The sequence below is a fragment of the Buttiauxella sp. AC038 genome, assembly GCF_979253565.1.
This window is the reverse complement of sequence record NZ_CEEDCQ010000001.1, coordinates 1,136,658-1,157,062: the sequence shown is the minus strand read 5'-3', so window position 1 is coordinate 1,157,062 and position 20,405 is coordinate 1,136,658. Positions and strand designations below refer to the sequence as shown.

7 protein-coding genes and 1 other RNA gene are annotated in these 20,405 nt (G+C 54.0%); 6 read left to right on the top strand and 2 right to left on the bottom strand.

Annotation, left to right across the window (positions count from 1 at the left end):
- Positions 1 to 20 precede the first annotated feature (20 nt).
- Positions 21 to 311 carry an RnfH family protein gene (locus AC0IXI_RS05450; RefSeq protein WP_413499166.1) on the bottom strand — a complete coding sequence of 97 codons (291 nt, stop codon included), beginning with the start codon at positions 309 to 311 and terminating at the stop codon, positions 21 to 23.
- Positions 301 to 738 carry a type II toxin-antitoxin system RatA family toxin gene (locus AC0IXI_RS05445; RefSeq protein ID WP_034457334.1) on the bottom strand — a complete coding sequence of 146 codons (438 nt, stop codon included), beginning with the start codon at positions 736 to 738 and terminating at the stop codon, positions 301 to 303. Before AC0IXI_RS05445 ends, AC0IXI_RS05450 begins: the two co-directional genes overlap by 11 nt.
- A 154-nt stretch (positions 739 to 892) precedes the next feature.
- Between AC0IXI_RS05445 and smpB the strand changes: the two genes are divergently transcribed.
- The 6 genes from smpB to ssrA all read left to right on the top strand — a co-directional run bounded on the left by smpB (position 893) and on the right by ssrA (position 20,257).
- Positions 893 to 1,375: an SsrA-binding protein SmpB gene (gene smpB / locus AC0IXI_RS05440; RefSeq protein ID WP_064513222.1), complete on the top strand. Its 483-nt coding sequence runs from the start codon at positions 893 to 895 to the stop codon at positions 1,373 to 1,375.
- A 781-nt stretch (positions 1,376 to 2,156) separates the two neighbouring features.
- The gene (locus tag AC0IXI_RS05435) at positions 2,157 to 14,894 is read left to right on the top strand and encodes a BapA/Bap/LapF family large adhesin (RefSeq protein WP_471682041.1); all 12,738 of its coding nucleotides are present in this window, start codon (positions 2,157 to 2,159) and stop codon (positions 14,892 to 14,894) included.
- 179 nt (positions 14,895 to 15,073) lie between these two features.
- Positions 15,074 to 16,483 carry a TolC family outer membrane protein gene (locus AC0IXI_RS05430; protein WP_471682040.1) on the top strand — a complete coding sequence of 470 codons (1,410 nt, stop codon included), beginning with the start codon at positions 15,074 to 15,076 and terminating at the stop codon, positions 16,481 to 16,483.
- The gene (locus tag AC0IXI_RS05425; protein ID WP_471682039.1) at positions 16,480 to 18,666 is read left to right on the top strand and encodes a type I secretion system permease/ATPase; all 2,187 of its coding nucleotides are present in this window, start codon (positions 16,480 to 16,482) and stop codon (positions 18,664 to 18,666) included. The genes AC0IXI_RS05430 and AC0IXI_RS05425 overlap by 4 nt, the downstream gene beginning before the upstream one ends.
- Positions 18,667 to 18,673: 7 nt before the next feature.
- The gene (locus AC0IXI_RS05420) at positions 18,674 to 19,837 is read left to right on the top strand and encodes an HlyD family type I secretion periplasmic adaptor subunit (RefSeq protein WP_157093391.1); all 1,164 of its coding nucleotides are present in this window, start codon (positions 18,674 to 18,676) and stop codon (positions 19,835 to 19,837) included.
- Between the two features lie 57 nt (positions 19,838 to 19,894).
- Positions 19,895 to 20,257: a transfer-messenger RNA gene (gene ssrA, locus AC0IXI_RS05415) on the top strand.
- Positions 20,258 to 20,405 lie beyond the last annotated feature (148 nt).

Below are 20,405 nucleotides of genomic sequence, written 5' to 3'. Positions count from 1 at the left end.
CAATCGGCACCTTTTTTTGGCTACTTCTGAGCAGCTTTTTCAGCTCTCTGGCGTCTGAGCTCTTTCGGATCAGCGATCAGAGGTCGATAAATTTCCACCCTGTCGCCATCATTAACCGTATCGGTGAGTTTTACCGGTCGGCTAAAAACACCTACTTTGTTCTTTGCCAAATCGATATCCGTGCGCAGTTCGAGAATTCCCGATGCGGCAATAGCCTGTTCAACAGTGCTGCCTTGCGCCAGTCGTACCTTGAGCAAGTACTGCTTTTCCGGTAGCGCGTAAACGACTTCGACCTTAATTTCAGGCGACACTGTAGACCTCTTTGGCGCGAACGGTAAACGCCTGAACCATATTCCCCGCAAGTTCCTTGAAGATACGGCCAAACGCCAGTTCGATCAGTTTGTTAGTAAATTCAAAATCAAGCTGGAACTCGATACGGCATGCTTCAGCGCTCAGCGGCGTAAACTTCCAGCCCCCCATCAATGACTTGAATGGCCCATCGACAAGATGCATCAGAATGCTTTGATTGCTTGTAAGCGTATTGCGCGTAGTGAAGGTCTTGCTGATACCTGCCTTAGAAACATCTACCGCCGCCGTCATCTGATCATGCGACGCGTCAATCACCCGGCTGCCTGTGCAACCAGGTAAAAAATCTGGGTAAGATTTCACATCGTTCACTAATTGATACATCTGCTCCGCGCTGTAAGGCACTAGCGCAGTACGGGTAATCTGAGGCATAGCATTTCCTGAGAGTCACAAAACGGGCAAATAATAACATTTATCATCACGCAAAGAAAAACTCTTAGGCTAGAGCCGTGCTAAGATATGCCTTCATCCTCGCAGCGAAGCGGGGTGTATTTGAACTCCTGGATTACTTATACTGAGCAGCACTATGACAAAGAAAAAAGCATTCAAACCAGGTTCAGCCACCATTGCGCAAAACAAACGCGCCCGCCATGAATACTTTATCGAAGATGAGTTTGAAGCGGGCCTCGTGCTACAAGGCTGGGAAGTAAAATCGCTACGTGCAGGGAAAGCCAACATCGGTGACAGCTACGTCATTTTAGTCGATGGCGAAGCCTTCCTGTTTGGCGCAAACTTTACCCCGTTAAACGTGGCATCAAGCCATGTGGTTTGTGACCCTACGCGTACCCGTAAACTCCTGCTTAACCAACGTGAGCTGGATAATCTTTACGGCCGTATTAACCGAGATGGTTATACAGTTGTGGCGCTGTCGATGTACTGGAAAAACGCCTGGTGCAAAGTGAAAATCGGCGTCGCAAAAGGTAAAAAACAACACGACAAGCGTAATGACCTGAAAGACAAAGAGTGGGCGGTAGATAAAGCGCGCATTATGAAACACGCTGGTCGATAAGCATCTCTTGCAGTGCTGGCTTTAGCTTTACAAGGCCAGCACTGAGAAACCTCATTAATGTTTTAACAAATAAACCCAAAACTGTATTCCCCTATCTAAAATCACTTCTGGAAAACAACTGTTATAAAAATAGATCCTCACCTTTATTAATTTCTGTGCTACCCAAATAAAACCGCTGGGTCCATTTAATATTTGCGCTTCAATTTGATAAATATACCTGCTCTGCCTCACGGTTATCATAATTCATTTCTATTTCAACAAAATAACCGCATCGTTTATCTACACGCCAATAACCACAATAAACAAAGTGTTAAAATCTGATAATAAATGAAGAACGGCACAGAATCGGAGAGTACAAGAAACAAAAATTAAACAAATGAAATCAATATACTACAGACAACATCACTCGTTATGATTATCAGTAAAACTCATGCGCCTATAACTTTTTTTCAATGAAAAAATTTATTAACAATCTCTAAAACATTGCTTTAGCGCGGCTTAATTTGCGTTTTCATTCAATCCTGTCTATATCTTCATTAACCCTGAATTGAAATGATACATAAGTATGAATCTCAAATTTATATGAGTTAACGCCCTGCCAGACACAACATTTATCTATTATCAATAATGTTAGTCGTTAATATTCTGACGGCGGGACTCGTTTGCTTAAAATTTCATACTTTAATGAGATCATTTTAACACTTCGTTCCGGGGGAAATTATTCGTATGCATAAGCAAAGCTTAAGGCTGCCCCAGTTTCACACCGAATGGAGTGATAACAATGCGTTCAATATCAATCATCTCAAAACTTACCGGCGTAACGAACAATGTCGAAGCCTCTGAAATTACGCTAACAGCTCCTTCTATTGTCGAACTTAAAGCCGAACGCTCTGATATCGCCAGCATCACTCGAACTAACCAGGATATGGTTATCACTCTGCATGACGGCGAAGTGATTACCGTTAAAAATTTCTACGCTTTCGCCGATCAGGGCGGCAACCAGCTGGTGCTCGAAGACAATCATGGTGCTTTGTGGTGGGTGCAGGATACAGACTCTGCTTTTCACTTCGAACATATCAACAATATCGATGAACTCATGGCAGCCACAGGTGCAGAAAACCACGGTGGCGCTGCCATTTGGCCATGGGTTTTAGGTGGCGTCGCTGTTGCGGGCGGTATTGCTCTTGCTGCGGGTGGCGGGGGCGGAGGAGGTGGTGGCGGAGATAATGATAAAGGCAATTCCAATGGAGGCCCGGGCAATCCAAACCCGCCACCTCCAGCCAATGACGTCACGCCCCCTGCTGCACCAACAAATTTAAATGTTTCAGCAGATGGTAAAACGATCACAGGCAAAGCTGAACCTGGCAGTACAGTGACAATTACAGATCCTAGCGACCAAATTATCGGAAAAGGCACCGCTGGCAGCGATGGCACTTTCACTATCCCGCTAAAAAACCCGCAGATCAGCGGTGAAGATCTGACAGCTCATGCTACCGATCCTTCCGGAAACACAGGCCCTGATGCCACGGTCATTGCACCTAATATTCCATTACCGGATGCACCTACACTCACCAATGTGGTGGATGATGTCGCCCCAGTACTAGGCACCGTCCCAAAAACTCAATCTACTAACGATAATACACCAACGCTTCAGGGCACCGGCAAGGCCGGAACAACCGTTCATATTTATGATGGCGGCAAAGAAATTGGCACCGCAGTCGTTGATGCTAGCGGCAACTGGAGCTACACCCCAACCACCGCGCTATCTGATGGCTCGCACTCATTTAGTGTTACGGCAACCAATGCCAAGGGTGAAAGTACTCACTCGCCAAGTTACACGATTACCATCGACACCGTAGCACCCGAAGCTCCCGCAGTTGATCAGCTACAAGATGATGTCGGTAGTATCAAAGGATCTATCGTTAGCGGTACATATACCGATGAAACCGCTCCAATAATCCACGGCACCGGCGAGGCAGGTGACAAAGTCACCATCTTTGATAACGGCATTCAGATCGCTCAGATCACGGTTGGTAGTGATGGAAAATGGAGCTTCACCCCAACTCAACCGCTCGCCGACGGCAATCACACCATCACTCTGATTCAAACCGATCCTGCAGGTAACGTTAGTAAAACTACGACCAGTCCGACATTTATCGTCGACCACACGCCTCCCTCTGCCCCCACTGACTTACGGGTTTCCGATGATGGGCTGCATGTCACCGGCACGGCGGAGGCTGGCAGCATTATTACCGTCACCGACGGGAATGGTGTGGTGCTGGGAACAGGCACTGCGGATATCAATGGAGTATTTGATGTTAACCCACTAACGACGGCGCAAACCAACGGCGAAACGCTGGAAGTCACCGCAACAGATAAAGCCGGTAACACCGGGCCAGAAGCGCCGGTTGATGCCCCCGACTCCACACCACCCGACGCCCCGCTCATTTTGAATGCCGACGATAATGTCGGTGATCTCCAGCAGCCGGTACTCAGCGGCGGTATTACTGACGACACGACCCCCACCTTCCACGGAACGGGTGTCGATGGCGATACCATCAAGCTCTACAATGGCAGCACTTTACTTGGCGTCACAACCGTTTCGGGCGGAGTCTGGAGCATCACCCCAACCGTGGCGCTGGCAGACGGCCCATTAAATCTGACCGCAACCGCGACCGATGCAGTCGGTAACATCAGTGATCCTTCGGCCAATTTCGCCTTGACCATTTACACCACCCCGCTCACCGAACCAGTGGTAACGGGCATTGTGGATGACGTTGGGGCGATTCAAACCCCGCTGACCAATGGCAGTTTCACGGACGACAAAACGCCAACCTTTAACGGCACAGGCACCGCTGGCAGCACAATTAATATTTATGATAACGGTGGAACCACGCCGATTGGCACAACCGTTGTCGCCCCGGATGGTAGCTGGTCAATTATGCTGCCAGAACTTAGCGAAACGCAGCATTCTCTGACTATCGGTGCGACCGATCCTGCGGGTAATTCCGTCGGGCCATCAGCACCGATTGTCATTACGGTCGATACCACGCCACCATCAGCACCTGAAATCACTCAGCCCGTTGAAATTACGGGGACGACAGTCACCGGCACTGCCGAACCAGGCAGCATCGTCATTATTAAAGACGCAGGCGACCAAGAAATCGGCAGAGGGACGGCTGACAGCAGCACCGGCGCATTCACTGTTAATATTTCCCCGGCACAAACCGCGGGTGGAACGCTGACTGCCGTTGCTCAGGATCCTGCCGGAAATACCAGCGATTCAACCAGCTTCAATGCCAGCAACTCCGGCCTGCCGCAACCGCCTGTCATCACGCTGCTTGTTGATGACCAAGCTCCTGTCGTTGGGAATGTCAGCAACGGGCAATCTACCAATGACACGCAGCCAGAAGTTCACGGGACGGCAACACCTGATGCGACCGTGAATCTCTATATTGATAACAACCCACTCCCGATAATTATCTCAGTGGACGGCAGTGGAAACTGGAGCTACCAGCCCCTTATACCATTGCTACAGGGCCAACATACCTTCACGGCAACTCAAACAGTCCTCGGAGAAACCAGCGGATTTACCGTCAACTTCACCGTCACGATTGATACTGCGGCGCCTGACGCGCCTGCGATCACAGGTGTGGTGGATGACGTCACGCCAGGAACAGGTGAGCTAACAAACAATCAGGCGACCAACGATCCGCGCCCAACCATTCACGGCACCGGTGAAGCCGGTACAACAGTGACCATTTTCGATAATAACAACCCACTGGGCACCGCTCTGGTTGGCACAGATGGAACCTGGACATTCACATCAGGCTCGAATCTGCCTGATGGCGAACATATCTTTACCGCCCAGGCGACGGATCTGGCCGGGAACGTCGGGGGCGTATCGACAAGTTTTACAATTGATATTGATGCGACCGCACCTGCTGCGCCAGTTATCACCGGTGCAGTTGATAATAATGACACTCTGCAAGTGCCGGTGCTCTCCGGGCAATCAACCAACGACACCACGCCGATTCTCAGCGGAACAACAGAACCTGATTCCACCATTACCATTAGTGATAACGGCACGGTGATTGGCACATTCCTTGTCGATGGAACGGGTATCTGGAGCTACACGCCAACGGCTCTGGGTGAAGGCAGCCACAGTTTCACCGTCACCGCCACGGACGCCATGGGCAACGTCAGCACAGTATCAAATACCTATACCGTGATTGTTGATACCACCCCACCCGCCGCGCCAACCGGATTGCTGGTCACAACGGATGGTCTGCATGTCACCGGCACGGCGGAAGCTGGCAGCATTGTTACCGTCACGGACGGGAATGGCGTGGTGCTGGGAACAGGCACTGCGGATATCAATGGAGTATTTGATGTCAACCCGCTGGCGACGGCGCAAACGAACGGCGAAGCGCTGTTGGTCAGTGCCACAGATGCAGCAGGTAACAAAGGCCCGAATACCGGCGTGCTTGCACAGGACAACACCGACCCTCTCGCGCCAACGGATTTGGCCGTTAACGACGATGGCACAATCGTCACGGGGAATGCCGAACCCGGCAGCACAGTGACGGTTAGCGACAGTAACGGCAACCCACTGGGCGACGGAAAAGCCGGGGATGACGGCAGCTTTAGCGTCACTATAACTCCCGCGCAAACCAACGGCGAAACGCTGGAAGTCACCGCAACAGATAAAGCCGGTAACACCGGGCCAGAAGCGCCGGTTGATGCCCCCGACTCCACACCACCCGCGGTTCCGGTGATTGTCGCTGTGATTGACGATGTTGCCAATATCACGGGTAATCTGGACAACGGCGATATCACCAACGACAAAAGACCGGAGCTGCAAGGCACCGCCGAACCGGGTGCAACCATCAACATCTATGACAACGGCGGAACCACGCCAATCGGCACCGTTACCGCCGATACTGGCGGCATCTGGAGCTTCACGCCGACGACTGAGCTGGGACAAGGACTGCATAACCTGACTGTCACCGCGACGGATGCCGATGGCAACACGAGTCCTGCGTCTGCGTTTACGCTTACCGTTGACTCAATTGCCCCACAAGCCCCGGTGATCACGCTAATCAGCGATGACGCTTCGCCGATCACAGGCTCGGTACCAAATAACGGTTTCACCAATGATTCAACCCCGACGCTAAGTGGGACCGGCGAACCCGGCACTGAAGTGACCATTACTGATGGCGGAGCCATTCAGGAAACGGTCACCGTTAACGCATCAGGTACCTGGACTTTCACCCCTTCTCCGGCGCTCGATGACAAAGAGTACCATTTCACCGTGACATCTACTGACGCTGCGGGCAACACCACCGCGCCGTCAGCCGAGTTTGTGATTACCGTCGTCACCACCACGCCAGACACTCCGACTATCGACAGTGCGGATGATGATGTGGGCAGCATTACGCTCCCTCTTTTGAACAACGCATCAACGGATGACACCCTGCCAGAACTAAGCGGCACCGGGCCTGCGGGCACAACTATTACCCTTTATGACGGCAACACCCCGATTGGCACCTTCGCAGTGGGTGACGATGGGCTGTGGAGCATAACGCCTGACCACCCATTGACCGAGGGCCCGCACAATCTGCATGCCGTCGCAACTGACGCTGCGGGCAATGCAAGTCTGCTTGCCGACTTTAATTTAACGGTAGACACCACCCCGCCTGATGCGCCATTGATCCTCACAGCGGAAGGCGTTGTTGGCGGTGCTGCCGCCACGATTAACACCGGTGGCAGTACGCAGGATGGGACGCCAATACTGACGGGCTCCGGGGAAGAAGGGGCGACAATCAATATCTATGACAACGGTGGCACCACGCCGATTGGCACAGTTATCGTTCCAGCAGGCGGCACATGGTCATTCGATCTTGCGCTGAATGAAGGCCCGCATAGCCTCACCGCGGTCGCGACCGATCCGGTGGGCAATGTCGGCCTGCCGTCTGCGGCATTTACCCTGACCGTCGATTCTTTAGCACCGTTGGCACCCACCACATTCACGGTCATTGATGACCAGGCTCCTGGCCTTGGAGTCATCGCCAATAACGGCAGCACCAACGACACCACGCCAACCTTTACCGGCACTGGTGCCACTGCGGGCGATACCATTGCGCTTTACAACGGGGTGCTAAAACTCGGCGAAACCACGGTACGGGCAGACGGCTCGTGGAGCGTTGACCCAACCACGCCGCTCACTGCTGGAACCTATACATTGACCGTCAAGGAAATCGATGCGGCGGGCAACACAAGCCCGGCGTCGACTGATTTCACCTTTACGGTCGATCTCACGCCATCTGCTGCACCGGTCATTAGCCTCGCTGTTGATGATGTCGGCGGCAAAACGGGCGATGTATTGAATAACCAGGTCACCGATGACAACAAGCCCGTCTTCCAGGGCACTGGCGAAGTCGGCGATACCATCACGCTGTATAGCGGCACCACGGTCATTGGCACAGCGGTTGTGGTCGCCGGTGGAACCTGGTCCCTGACGCCAACGGGAACGCTGCCGGAAGGGCTGCAAAGTTTCACCGCGACGGCAACCAACGCGGCAGGCAATATCAGTAACCCATCAGCAAACTTTACGCTCACGGTCGATAGCACGCCGCTCACCGCCCCAGTGGTGACTGACATTGTTGATGATGTTTCACCGGTCACCACTTCGCTAACCAGTGGAAGTTACACCAACGACACTACGCCAACCTTCAACGGTACCGGTAAGGTTGGCAGCACCGTCACCATTTATGATACCGATGGTACAACCGCACTTGGCAGCACTACCGTCGGTGCTGGTGGCACATGGACGATTGCCCCAACGCTTACGGAAGGCAATCACGATCTGGTAATCAAAGCCACCGATCCTACGGGCAATAGCGTAACCGCTGCAGCACCGATCACTCTGCACGTAGATACCCTGCCACCACCAGCGCCGGTTGTCACAAGCCCAACCGATCAGACGGGTACCCTCGTCAGCGGCACTGCCGAACCTGGCAGTACGGTCATTATCAAGAACAGCGGTGGAACTGTTTTGGGCACTGCCGTCGCCGCCCCGGGAACTGGCGCATTTACCGTGACGCTCTCCCCTGCACAAACCACTGGTTTGCAGTTAACCGCAATTGCTCAGGATTTAGCAGGCAACCAAAGTCCTGGCACACCATTCTCGGCCGTTACTTCTAATGCTCTACAGCCGCCAACTATTGAGGTGTTCGATGATGTCACACCGAACACTGCCAATCTGACTAGCGGGCAAAGCACCAACGATAACTTGCCGACGCTCAGCGGCCTGGCTGGAAGCAATGCCGACGTAACGGTCTATATTGATGGGATCGAACAACCACCGGTTACAGCCGATGCATCAGGAGTATGGACTTACCAATTTACGACTCCGTTGTCAGAGGGTCAGCATACCTTCGCCGTTCTCCAGAACAACGGCAGCCTGTTTAGTGGCAAATCACCGAACTTTGTGATTACTGTTGATACTGTTCAACCAACGCAACCCACCATCACTACCGTCACTGACGATGTGGCGCCGATAACAGGCAATGTCGCCAGCGGCCAGGCCACCAATGATCCTCGCCCAACGATCACAGGCAGCGGTGAAATTGGGTCAACTATCACGATCCTTGATAATGGCACGTCGATCGGTACCGCCATAGTCGGCACTGGAGGGACATGGACCTTCACGCCGACCACCGATTTGGGACAGGGCTTACATCCGATAACCGTCACTTCAACTGATGCGGCCGGTAATGTCAGCGCACCTTCTGCTGGCTTCTCGGTAAACGTTGATACGCTCACAACAGCGCCTGTGATCAGCAGTGTCACTGACAACGTAGGAACACCTGCGCCAGTCATTTCTGGCGTACCGACCAATGACAACACACCAACCTTTACCGGAACAGCCGAGGCGAATTCCACTATCACCATTAGCGAAAACGGTAACGTTATCGGTACTGCCCTGGTTGATGGCACAGGTAACTGGAACTTCACCCCGAACCCAGCGCTAACTGATGGCAGCCATAATCTGACCATCATCACCACGGATACCGCGGGCAACGTCAGCACGGCAACCACCTTTAATGCCGTCATTGATACAACGGCACCGATAGTTCCGGCTATCACACTGGTCGTCGATGATCAGACTCAAGTGGGCAATGTCACGCTGACAAGCGGGCAATCGACAAAAGACACCCTGCCAACCTTAAGCGGCACCAGTGAAGCCAATGCCGTTATTACGCTCAAAGATGGCAATACGATTGTTGGTACGGCGACGGCTAATGGAAATGGCGAGTGGTCTCTGGATCCGACCACTGCACTCGGCCAGGGCAGCCACAACCTGACCGTCACCGCCACGGACGCGGCAGGGAATATCAGTAATCCGTCTTCCGCCTTCACGGTCGTTGTGGATTCTGTCGCCCCAACCGCACCGTTAATTGTGACAGTTACCGATAATACCGCGCCAAATATTGGGCCGATCACCAGTGGCCAGCCGACCAACGAAACGCGCCCTGCTATCACCGGTTCGGGAGAAGTGGGCTCCACCATCAAAATTTACGATGGCAGTAACCCTACTCCGCTTGGCACCGCAACTGTTGGCTCTGGTGGCACCTGGAGCTTTACCCCACCAACCGCGTTAAGTAGCGGCTCACATAATCTGACCGTGACCGCAACAGATGCCGCAGGCAACGTGAGTGCACCATCGGCCATCTTTAACGTGGTGGTTGATTTGGCCGCACCGGGTACTCCTGCTATTACCAATATTGCAGACGATGTGGGTACTGAAAAAGGTGATTTAACCAGCGGCCAATCCACTGATGACACCCTGCCACTGATTAGCGGTACGGCAGAAAACGGCGCGAGCGTAAAAATCTACGACAACGGCACGCTGATTGGCACCGTTAACGCCAGCGCCACAGACGGAACATGGAACTTTACGCCACCAGTGGGTTCACCGCTCACTAACGGCAACCACGCATTTACCGTGACCGCAACGGATAGCGCGGGCAATGTCAGCTCACCGTCTAATACTTTCAATATCGTCGTCGATACGGCGGCACCAACGGCACCGATTGTTATTCAGGCGTTTGATGATGTCGGCCCGGTCACTGGCGCACTGGTCAATGGGCAGTCGACCAACGACAACCAGCCGTTGTTGAGCGGGACGGCGGAAGCCAACTCGATAGTGAGTATTTCTGACAATGGCGTGTTTCTCGACACAGTGACTGCCAGCGCGACGGGCACCTGGAGCTATACACCGCCAGTCCGGAACGATGGTCAGCATATCTTTACGGCAACCTCCACCGATGCGGCGGGTAACGTCGGGGCTGTCTCTGGCAGCTTCACGCTGACAATCGATACCAGCACACCGGTAACGCCTGCGCTGCCAACTGTGTATGACGATGTGGCAGGCGGCGTGTTTAACGCCAACCTCACGAATGGGCAAGTCACTAACGATGCGCGCCCAACGATCAGCGGCACGGGTGAAGTGGGCACAACTATTACCATCCTCGATGGCGGCACACCGATTGGCACCGTAACGGTTCCTGCTGGCGGCAGTTGGACCTTTACGCCGACCACGCCACTGCCGACGGGCTTGCATACCATCACCCTTACCGCAACGGATGCTGCGGGGAACGTCAGTGGCCCGACAGCCGGTTTTGCCATTACCGTCGATACCACAGCCCCAACCACACCGGTTATTTCGTCAATTGTTGATGATGTCGCTGGCGGCGTGGCGAATAACGCGCTCGGTAGCGGGCAAGTCACCAACGACAACCGACCAACGCTCAACGGCACAGCAGAAGCGGGATCGACGGTCAACATTTACGATAACGGTGCGCTGTATACCACCGTCATCGCCGATGGCAGCGGCAACTGGACCTACACTTCACCAACGGCAGTACTGGCAGAAGGCAGCCACACCTTCACCGTCACCGCGACCGATGTGGCGGGCAACATCAGCACCACGTCGCTGCCATCGGTGATTGTGGTTGATATCACGCCACCAACCGCACCAACGGGCATGACCGTTAATGGAACGGGAACCATCGTGACCGGGAATGCCGAAGCAGGCAGTCTTGTCACGATTACTGGCAGCGGAGGAGTCGTTCTCGGCACCGCGACGGCTGATGGCACAGGCAAATTTAGCGCATCAATTTCACCTGCACAAACCAACTCGCAAGCCCTGTTCGCCACAGCCCAGGATGTCGCGGGTAACACCGGCGCTTCTGCCGGGTTTAGCGCACCGAACACCGCATTACCGGGCGTGCCGGTGATCACCAGCATCCTGGATGATGCTGCGCCAGTGACCGGAGGTGTGGCTAACGGGCAAAGTACCAACGATGCCACGCCAACCATCAATGGCACGGCAGGCGTCGGTGCCACCGTCAGTATCTATAACAATGGTCAGTTGATGGGGACCGTCGTAGCAACGAACGGTACCTGGAGTTATACACCTGGCACGCTCACTGATGGATCTCATGCCTTTACTGCAACGGCCACCAACGTCAACGGCACCGGTAGCCCATCAACGGCAATTACCGTTACCGTGGATACCATCGCGCCACCGACGCCAACGGCAACCATCAGTGCTGATGGCACCACTATCAGCGGTACTGCCGAAGCCAACAGCACAGTAAACATCACGCTACCTGGTGGCACTGTTATCACAACCACGGCTAACGGCAGCGGGGCGTACAGCCTGACACTGCCAACGCGTGAAATTGGCGGCGAGCAGCTTTCAGTGACCGCCAGCGATGCAGCAGGCAACACGTCGCCGTCCGTCACCGCTATCGCACCAACTCTGCCACTGGCCGCCAATGACAACGTGATTGATTTGGCACTGAGCAGCACTGCGACTGTCTCGCCACCGGTCCATTACAACGACTATGGCGTGCTATTAGTCGGTGCGCTGGGCAACTCAGTACAGGTGCTCGGCAATGACACGGCGCAAGTCCAGTTTAACGTGGGCGCAGGAACCGGGAATATCACGATTGAAGCTGCCGCAACCGGCATCGTGCTGACGCTGCTCAACTCGCTGGAAGTGGCCGTTCAACGGTTCGATTCCGGCACTGGCACATGGAGCACCGTTTACGACTCATCGCAGGCACAATTTGCCAACCTGTTAACCATTGGGGCCAGCGGCATTACGTTCAAAATCGATAACCTGCCTGAAGGCACTTATCGTGTGCTGAGTTACAACACTAATCTGCTGGCGACCGGTTCACTAACCAGTCTCGACGTCGCCGTTGAGCAAGTTGGCCCAGGTGTTGTGACGGGTGAAACATCGCATCAGGGGAACGTCATAACCGATATCGACCCGAGCGGTGGGCAGGATACCGCCCCGGCAGGTACGGTTGTCACATCGGTCACTAACGCACAGGGGCAAGTACTGGTTGTTGGCGCAGGCGGTGCCGATATTAATGGCTTGTACGGCACTCTGCATATCAACCAGAACGGCAGTTACACCTACACGTTGAATAACACCACGGCGGCAGTACTCGGGCATACCGAAAACTTCAGCTACACCATCACCCAAAACGGTATCAGCGACACCGCTCAGTTGGTGGTCACACTCGGTAATGGCGCGCCAGCCAGCAGCGTAACGGCAACGGATAACACCGCGGCACTGACCTACAACACCGATGTGGAAGCAGTAAACCACGGCGCATCCCAGCAAAGTGGCTTCTCGGTGGTTTCTGTGGGGCTGGGGAATGTGCTGAACGCGAACGTGCTGGCTAACATGGCCAACCCGATAATCTTTGATGTCGATGATGGCTCCACGCGCACCATGACGTTACAGGCAAGCGTTGGCGGCGTGGCATTGCTGTCAACCTTTGACCTTTACGTCTACAAGTTCAACGATGTCACCCAGCAATATGAGCAATATAAAGTGGTGAATACCTGGCTGACCGCGCCGTTGCTGGGCGGGACGTCAGGGCAATTAACCCTCACGTTACCGGGCGGCGAATATCTGTTCCTGCTTAATAACGCCACGGGCGTAACGGCGCTGACCGGCTACACCCTGAATATCTTGCAGGATCATACTTATGCGGTGGAAAGCGTCACCGCGACGACAAACGGTAATGTATTGACGGATGACGTCTTTACCGCAGGTAACACCGGCCACATCACGCAGGTCAACGGCGTCGCTGTTGCGGCCAGCGGAACCACCACTATTGTTGGCGAATACGGCACGCTAACTATTGATGCCGCAGGGAATTACACCTACAAGCTGAACAGCGGCCTGGGTGCCGACAGCATCAAAACGCCGGACAGCTTCGTTTATACCGTGACTTCATCTAACGGCGATACCGACTCCGCATCGCTGAATATCACGGCTACCCCACATACCGTGGATGCGTTTAATGACATCAGCGGCGTGATGGCGGTTAATACGGCACAAGCGACGGCGGTTTATTCGGATACGACTGTAGGAACAGTTACATGGAGAACAGCTCTACTTTCATCCACCCATGGCGATGGCAGCGGCACCTTTGTGGTAGGCAACAATGATGTACTGCATAACCCGATACTGCATTTCAACGTTGTCTCCGTATTGGCTCTGGGCGGTGTATCAATCAACTGGACAATCTCAGACGGATTAGGCTTTACCAGAAGCGGTACGATAAATGGTTCCGCGCTCTTAGGAGGCACAGCGAATGTCGATCTCAGTGGCCTGGATTTGCATTCAGGAACCTGGACACTGAGCTACACCGGCAACGCGGGCGCGCTGACGGTTGGCGATATCACCATCACTCCATCGGTCACCGGCACCACTATCGATCTGGACAGCTACTCAACGCTTGCGGGTAGCTCGGTCAACGGCAATATCTACGACGGTAGCAACTCCTCAGGTGCGATTGACCAACTCGGTACCGTTCACACGTTGCTCAGTATTACCGGTTTCAACGGCACGACCACGACGCTCAACCCACTGACGGACAGCAGCTCCACCGCCACGATTCAGGGGCATTACGGCACGCTGGTTATGGGGCTTGATGGCGCGTACACCTACACCCTCAATGCAGGTGTTTCGCCTGCGTCAATGACCACCAAGGAGACATTTACTTACACCCTGAACGACCAGAATGGCCATTCCGACACGGCGACGCTCACCATCAATATGAACCCGCAATTTGTCAGCACCGCGCAAGGCGATGTAATTAACGGCTCAGCTTATGGCGACACGCTTGTTTATCATCTGCTCAACAGCGCAAATGCGACAGGGGGCAACGGTGCCGATACCTGGAAGGACTTCCATATGGCGGATGGCGACAAAATCAATATCCACGACCTGCTTACCGGCTGGAACCCGGCAACATCCAACATCGCCAACTACCTGAGCGTTAGTTACAACGGTACCAGCACAGTCATCTCCATCGACCGCGACGGCACCGCTGCCACCCACAGCTCAACCCAACTGGTCACACTGGAGAACACCCACGTCACGCTCGATGAGCTGGTGCAACAGAACCACATTATTACCTGATAGCCAAGAATAACCCGGGCGCAAAGACGCCCGGGAAAATGGTGGATTAGCGTCAATGACATGACAAAAAAAACAGTAACAGCAGTCCGTAGGTCGGATTAGCGAAGCGACATCCGACACGATCACAACAGCAATGACAGCACCAATTTGAACGTAATGACTTTTAAAAGGGATAAATTATGGGAAAATTACAGCCTGTCGCTTTGTGGCTGACATGCAGCCTGTGTGTAGCCCAAACAACATATGCCGATGACACTCCACAGTTCATTACGCCTGAGGGACTTGCCCAACAGCATGAGCTCCCCTCACTTGACGGCTCATCAAGCCTGCCGTTAAACGCCCCTGCGCCCGGAACACTGACCCTCAACGATGCGGTAAACCGTGCTGTTACCTGGCACCCCGCCATTAATGAAGCTATCGGCAAACTTGCCGGCCAGTCCGAACAAGTCAATGTCGCAAAATCAAAATACTATCCGCAAGTTAGCGCGGGTGTGAATAACGGCTACAGCAACAGTTACACCGACAGCGGATTCAGCCCATCGCTGGTGCTGTCGATTTCCCAGATGCTCTACGACTTCGGCAAAGTCTCAAGCCAGGTGCGGGCCGAAAGCGCGGGTGTGGCACAGGAGCAAGCCAACGTACTGGTCAGCATTGATAACGTGGGGCACGACACCGCCACCGCCATGGTTCAGGTGCAGATGTGGCAACAAATGGTCGATATTGCCAAAGAGCAACTGGATGCCCTGAGCGCCGTCGGCCATTTGACGCAGCAACGTAACGACGAAGGCGCTACGTCCATGTCAGACGTAGTGCAAACCAACGCCCGTATTGAATCCGCCCGTTCGCAGTTAATTCAATACCAGGCCAATCTCGACAGTGCCCAGGCCACGTTAATGAGCTGGCTGGGGTGGAACAACCTCAACGGCATCAGCAATGACTTCCCAAACAAACTCAGCAAAAGTTGTGACATCGACAAACCCGATGACCGCTTAGTGCCTGCCGTTCTGGCTTCATGGGCGCAGGCCAGCGTCGCACAGGCCAACCTGGATTACGCCAATGCGCAAATGACCCCAACTATTTCGTTGGAGCCTCAGGTTCAGCACTATCTGAACGACAAATACGCCAGCCACGAAGTGCTGGACCGCACGCAATATTCGGCGTTTATCAAAGTCGAAATGCCCCTTTACCAGGGCGGTGGTTTAACTGCACGCCGTAACGCCGCAAGCCATGCGGTAGAAGCGGCGCAATCAGGCGTTCAGCGCACGCGTCTGGATATTCGCCAGAAACTGATGGAGTCACGCAGCCAGGCTCTCGGCCTGATGGGGGCGATTCAGGTTTTACAACGCCAGGAAGAGTTAAGCGCGCAGACGCGTGAATTGTATCAGCAGCAATATCTCGGTTTAGGCTCGCGCCCGCTGTTAGATGTGCTCAACGCCGAACAGGAAGTTTACCAGGCGCGATTCGCACAGCAGCAAACCCTCAGCCAACTTCATCAATTGCAGCTCAATTGCCTGTATAACAGCGGCCGGTTGCGTAACGCATTTGGTCTGGAACATCGCACCATCCAGTCACTGGAGATCCAGCCATGAGCCAAATTCCCCCTCCTGTTGATGAGTCACTTACCGAGCAGGCGCTAAGCAACTGGGCGCATGCCATCAGCTACGTTGCGGCGCACTACCGCGTGGTCTGCTCACCCGGCACTATTCAGGCCAACGCCCCGTGGTTCAGGGGCAAGGGCATGCTATCTGCACTGACGCAGTTATCACGCCAGGCGGGGCTCTCTTTTCACCTGTTAAGCGCCCCGCAGCGTGCCATTACCCAGTGGCGCTTGCCGGTGGTGGTGGACTTAAAAAGTGGCCAACTGGCGGTTATTGAACATTTTGATGGCGAAGATACCGTTGATATCTGCGTGATTGATAACGAACGCCAGACCAACCGAGTGGCGCTTAGCGAACTCCTGCCGGAAATCCGCTTTGTTGCCGCCCTGCGCCCGCTCTCGGCATTAAAAGACAGCCGCGTAGACGCGTATATTTCGCGCTTTAGCCCGGACTGGCTAAAACAGCTGGTGATGCAGGATGTTCGTCCTTATGGCCCGGTCATGCTGGCCGCATTCCTGGTCAACGTGCTGTCGCTGTCCGGGATTATCTTCTCAATGCAAGTCTACGACCGGGTGATCCCGGCGCAGTCTTACCCCACTCTTTACGTACTGGGATCGGGCGTGTTACTGGCGGTGATCTTTGGTTTCCTGCTGCGCGTGGCGCGCGGGCATATTATGGATGTGCTCGGTAAGCGGGCGGATATTCGCGTCTCTGACCGGGTTTTCAGCCATGCGCTACGCCTGCGTAACAGCGCGGTGCCCCGCTCCACCGGCAGCTTTATTTCCCAGCTTCGCGAACTCGAACAGATCCGCGAAATGATCACATCATCGACGATCTCAACGATCGTCGATTTGCCGTTCTTTTTTATGTTTATCATCGTGCTGGCGATAATCGCCCCGCAACTGGCCTGGATAGCGCCGGTCGCCGCCGTGTTGATGGTTTTGCCCGGCATCCTGCTTCAGAAAAAACTGGCGATGCTCGCCAACCAGTCTGCGCACGAAGCGACTTTGCGCAATGCGGTGCTGGTGGAGAGTGTGCAAGGGCTTGAAGATATCAAACTGATGCAGGCGGAAAACCGCTTTCTGCAACAGTGGAATAGCTACATCCGTATTACGGCGGAATCTGGCCTGCGCACTCGACAACTCTCCCAAGGTTTGATCAGCTGGGGAATAACCATTCAAAGCCTGGTGTATGCAGCGGTGATTCTGTTTGGCGCGCCGCTGGTCATTGAAGGCGATATGACAACCGGTGCAATGGTTGCCGCCTCAATGCTCGCGTCACGCATGATTGCGCCAATGGCAAACCTGTGTGGCGTGCTGGCTCGCTGGCAACAAGTCAAAGCCGCGAAACAAGGGCTGGACAGCATTATGCAACTGCCTGTCGAAACCCAGCGCGATGAAAGCCTGGTGCACCAGGATATCTTCCACGGTCACTATCTGTTTGAAAACGCACAGTTCCGCTACCACAGCGACGAGCAGCGTATTCCGCTGCGCATTGCCCATTTAGAAATCCAGCAAGGTGAAAGAGTGGCCGTGCTGGGGCGCAACGGCGCAGGTAAATCCACGTTGCTTCAGGCTTTAGCGGGCGGCGTCGACCTGGTGAATGGTGATGTGCGCCTCGACAACCTGAGCATGACGCAAATTGATATGGCCGATTTACGGCGCAATATCGGTTTCCTCAGCCAGAACGCCCGCCTGTTTTACGGCACGCTGCGTGAAAACCTGACGCTCGGCGCACCACACGCCAGCGATGAAGCTATTTTCGAAGTACTGGACATCAGCGGTGCGGGCAATTTTGTTAAGCACCTGCCGAAAGGGCTCGATCACGGCATTATGGAAGGTGGCGCCGGGCTTTCTGGCGGCCAACGCCAGTCTATTTTGCTGGCCCGCATGCTGCTGCGCTCCCCCAATATTGTGCTGCTCGACGAACCGACAGCTTCCCTTGATGACCACACCGAACGTGAATTTATTCAGCGCCTGGGGAAATGGCTTGGCAACCGTACGTTAATTGTCGCCACCCACCGGGTGCCGATGCTGGAACTGGTAGAACGTGTTCTGGTTCTGAAGGAAGGGCAACTGGTGATGGACGCACCAAAGGCGCAAGCACTGAGCAACAGCCGCGCTGCCGGGCAGCCAAACGAACGGGAGTGGAAAAATGAAAACCAGTCAGCATGATGCCGCAATGGACGACCCCGATATTCAGCGGGAAAGCGAGTTTTCCGGCGCAAGCCGCATTATCACAATTAGCATTCTGCTGTTTATTTTACTCGGCGTTTGGGCGTGGTTTGGCATACTTGATGAGGTATCGACGGGTACCGGTAAAGTGGTTCCCAGCTCGCGTGAACAGGTATTGCAATCGCTCGACGGCGGTATTGTGACTGAACTACTGGTCCATGAAGGCGACAAAGTTCAGGCGGGACAAGTTGTCGCCCGGCTCGACCCAACTCGCTCGCAGTCCAACGTTGGCGAAAGCACCGCACGGTATCGCGCATCACTGGCTTCCAGCGTGCGGCTGAACGCGGAAGTGAACGATCTCCCGCTGGTCTTCCCCGACTCACTCAAAGCCTGGCCGGAGCTGACCGCCTCTGAAATGCGCCTGTATAAAAGCCGCCGCGCGCAGCTCAATGACTCCGCATCAGACATCCAGGATGCCCTGGTTTCGGTGAATAAAGAGCTGGGAATAACGCAACGCCTGGCAAAAAGCGGTGCCGCCAGTAACGTTGAAGTGCTGCGCCTCCAGCGGCAAAAAAGCGACCTGCAACTCAAAATCACCGATCTGCGTTCACAGTATTACGTACAAGCCCGCGAGGCGCTTTCCAAAGCAAATGCCGAAGTGGATATGTTATCTGCCGTCATCAAAGGCCGTGAAGATTCTGTATCGCGCATGACCGTGCGCTCGCCGATGCGTGGCATTGTGAAAAATATCCAGGTCACAACCATTGGCGGCGTGATCCCGCCAAACGGGGAGATGATGGAAATTGTCCCGCTCGACGATCACTTGCTGATTGAAGCACGCCTCTCCCCACGCGACATTGCATTTATTCACCCCGGCCAACGTGCGCTGGTAAAAGTCACCGCCTATGACTACGCCATCTACGGCGGGCTGGAAGGCGAGGTAGAAACCATCTCACCGGATACCATTCAGGACAAAGTAAAACCTGAAATCGTCTACTACCGGGTATTTATCCGGACCAAACAAGACTACCTGGTGAACAAAGCCGGGCACCATTTCTCTATCTCGCCGGGGATGGTCGCCACCGTCGACATCAAAACCGGGCAGAAAAGCATTGTCGATTACCTGATTAAACCGTTTAATCGCGCCCGGGAAGCGCTGCGCGAACGTTAACCGGCGTGAGGGGTAGTAAGTTGCGCTACAACTCTGTTATACTTACAAAACACTTGTGGGGCTGATTCTGGATTCGACGGGATTCGCGAAACCCAAGGTGCATGCCGAGGGGCGGTTTGCCTCGTAAAAAGCCGCAAAAAAATAGTCGCAAACGACGAAAACTACGCACTAGCAGCTTAATACCCTGCTTAGAGCCTTCTCTCCCTAGCTTCCGCTCTTAAGACGGGGATCAAGAGAAGTCAAACCCAAAAGAGATCGTGTGTAAACCTTGCCTGGGGTTGAAGCACTAAAACTAATCAGGATAGTTTGGTAATGGCGTGTCTATCCGCAGTTGCCCGGCGAATGTAAAGATATGACTAAGCATGTAGTACCGACGGCGTAGTAATTTCGGACGGGGGTTCAACTCCCCCAGCTCCACCAAAATCTTCAATCGATGATTACCAGAGTCATCCGATAAAGTCTAAAGAGCCCGCATGGCATAAGCCCTGCGGGCTTTTTTGTGCCTCCAATTTGTCCAGGGAAGTCTGAATTAAACTAATTAAATCCGAACCTTTTAGGCACCTTGTTA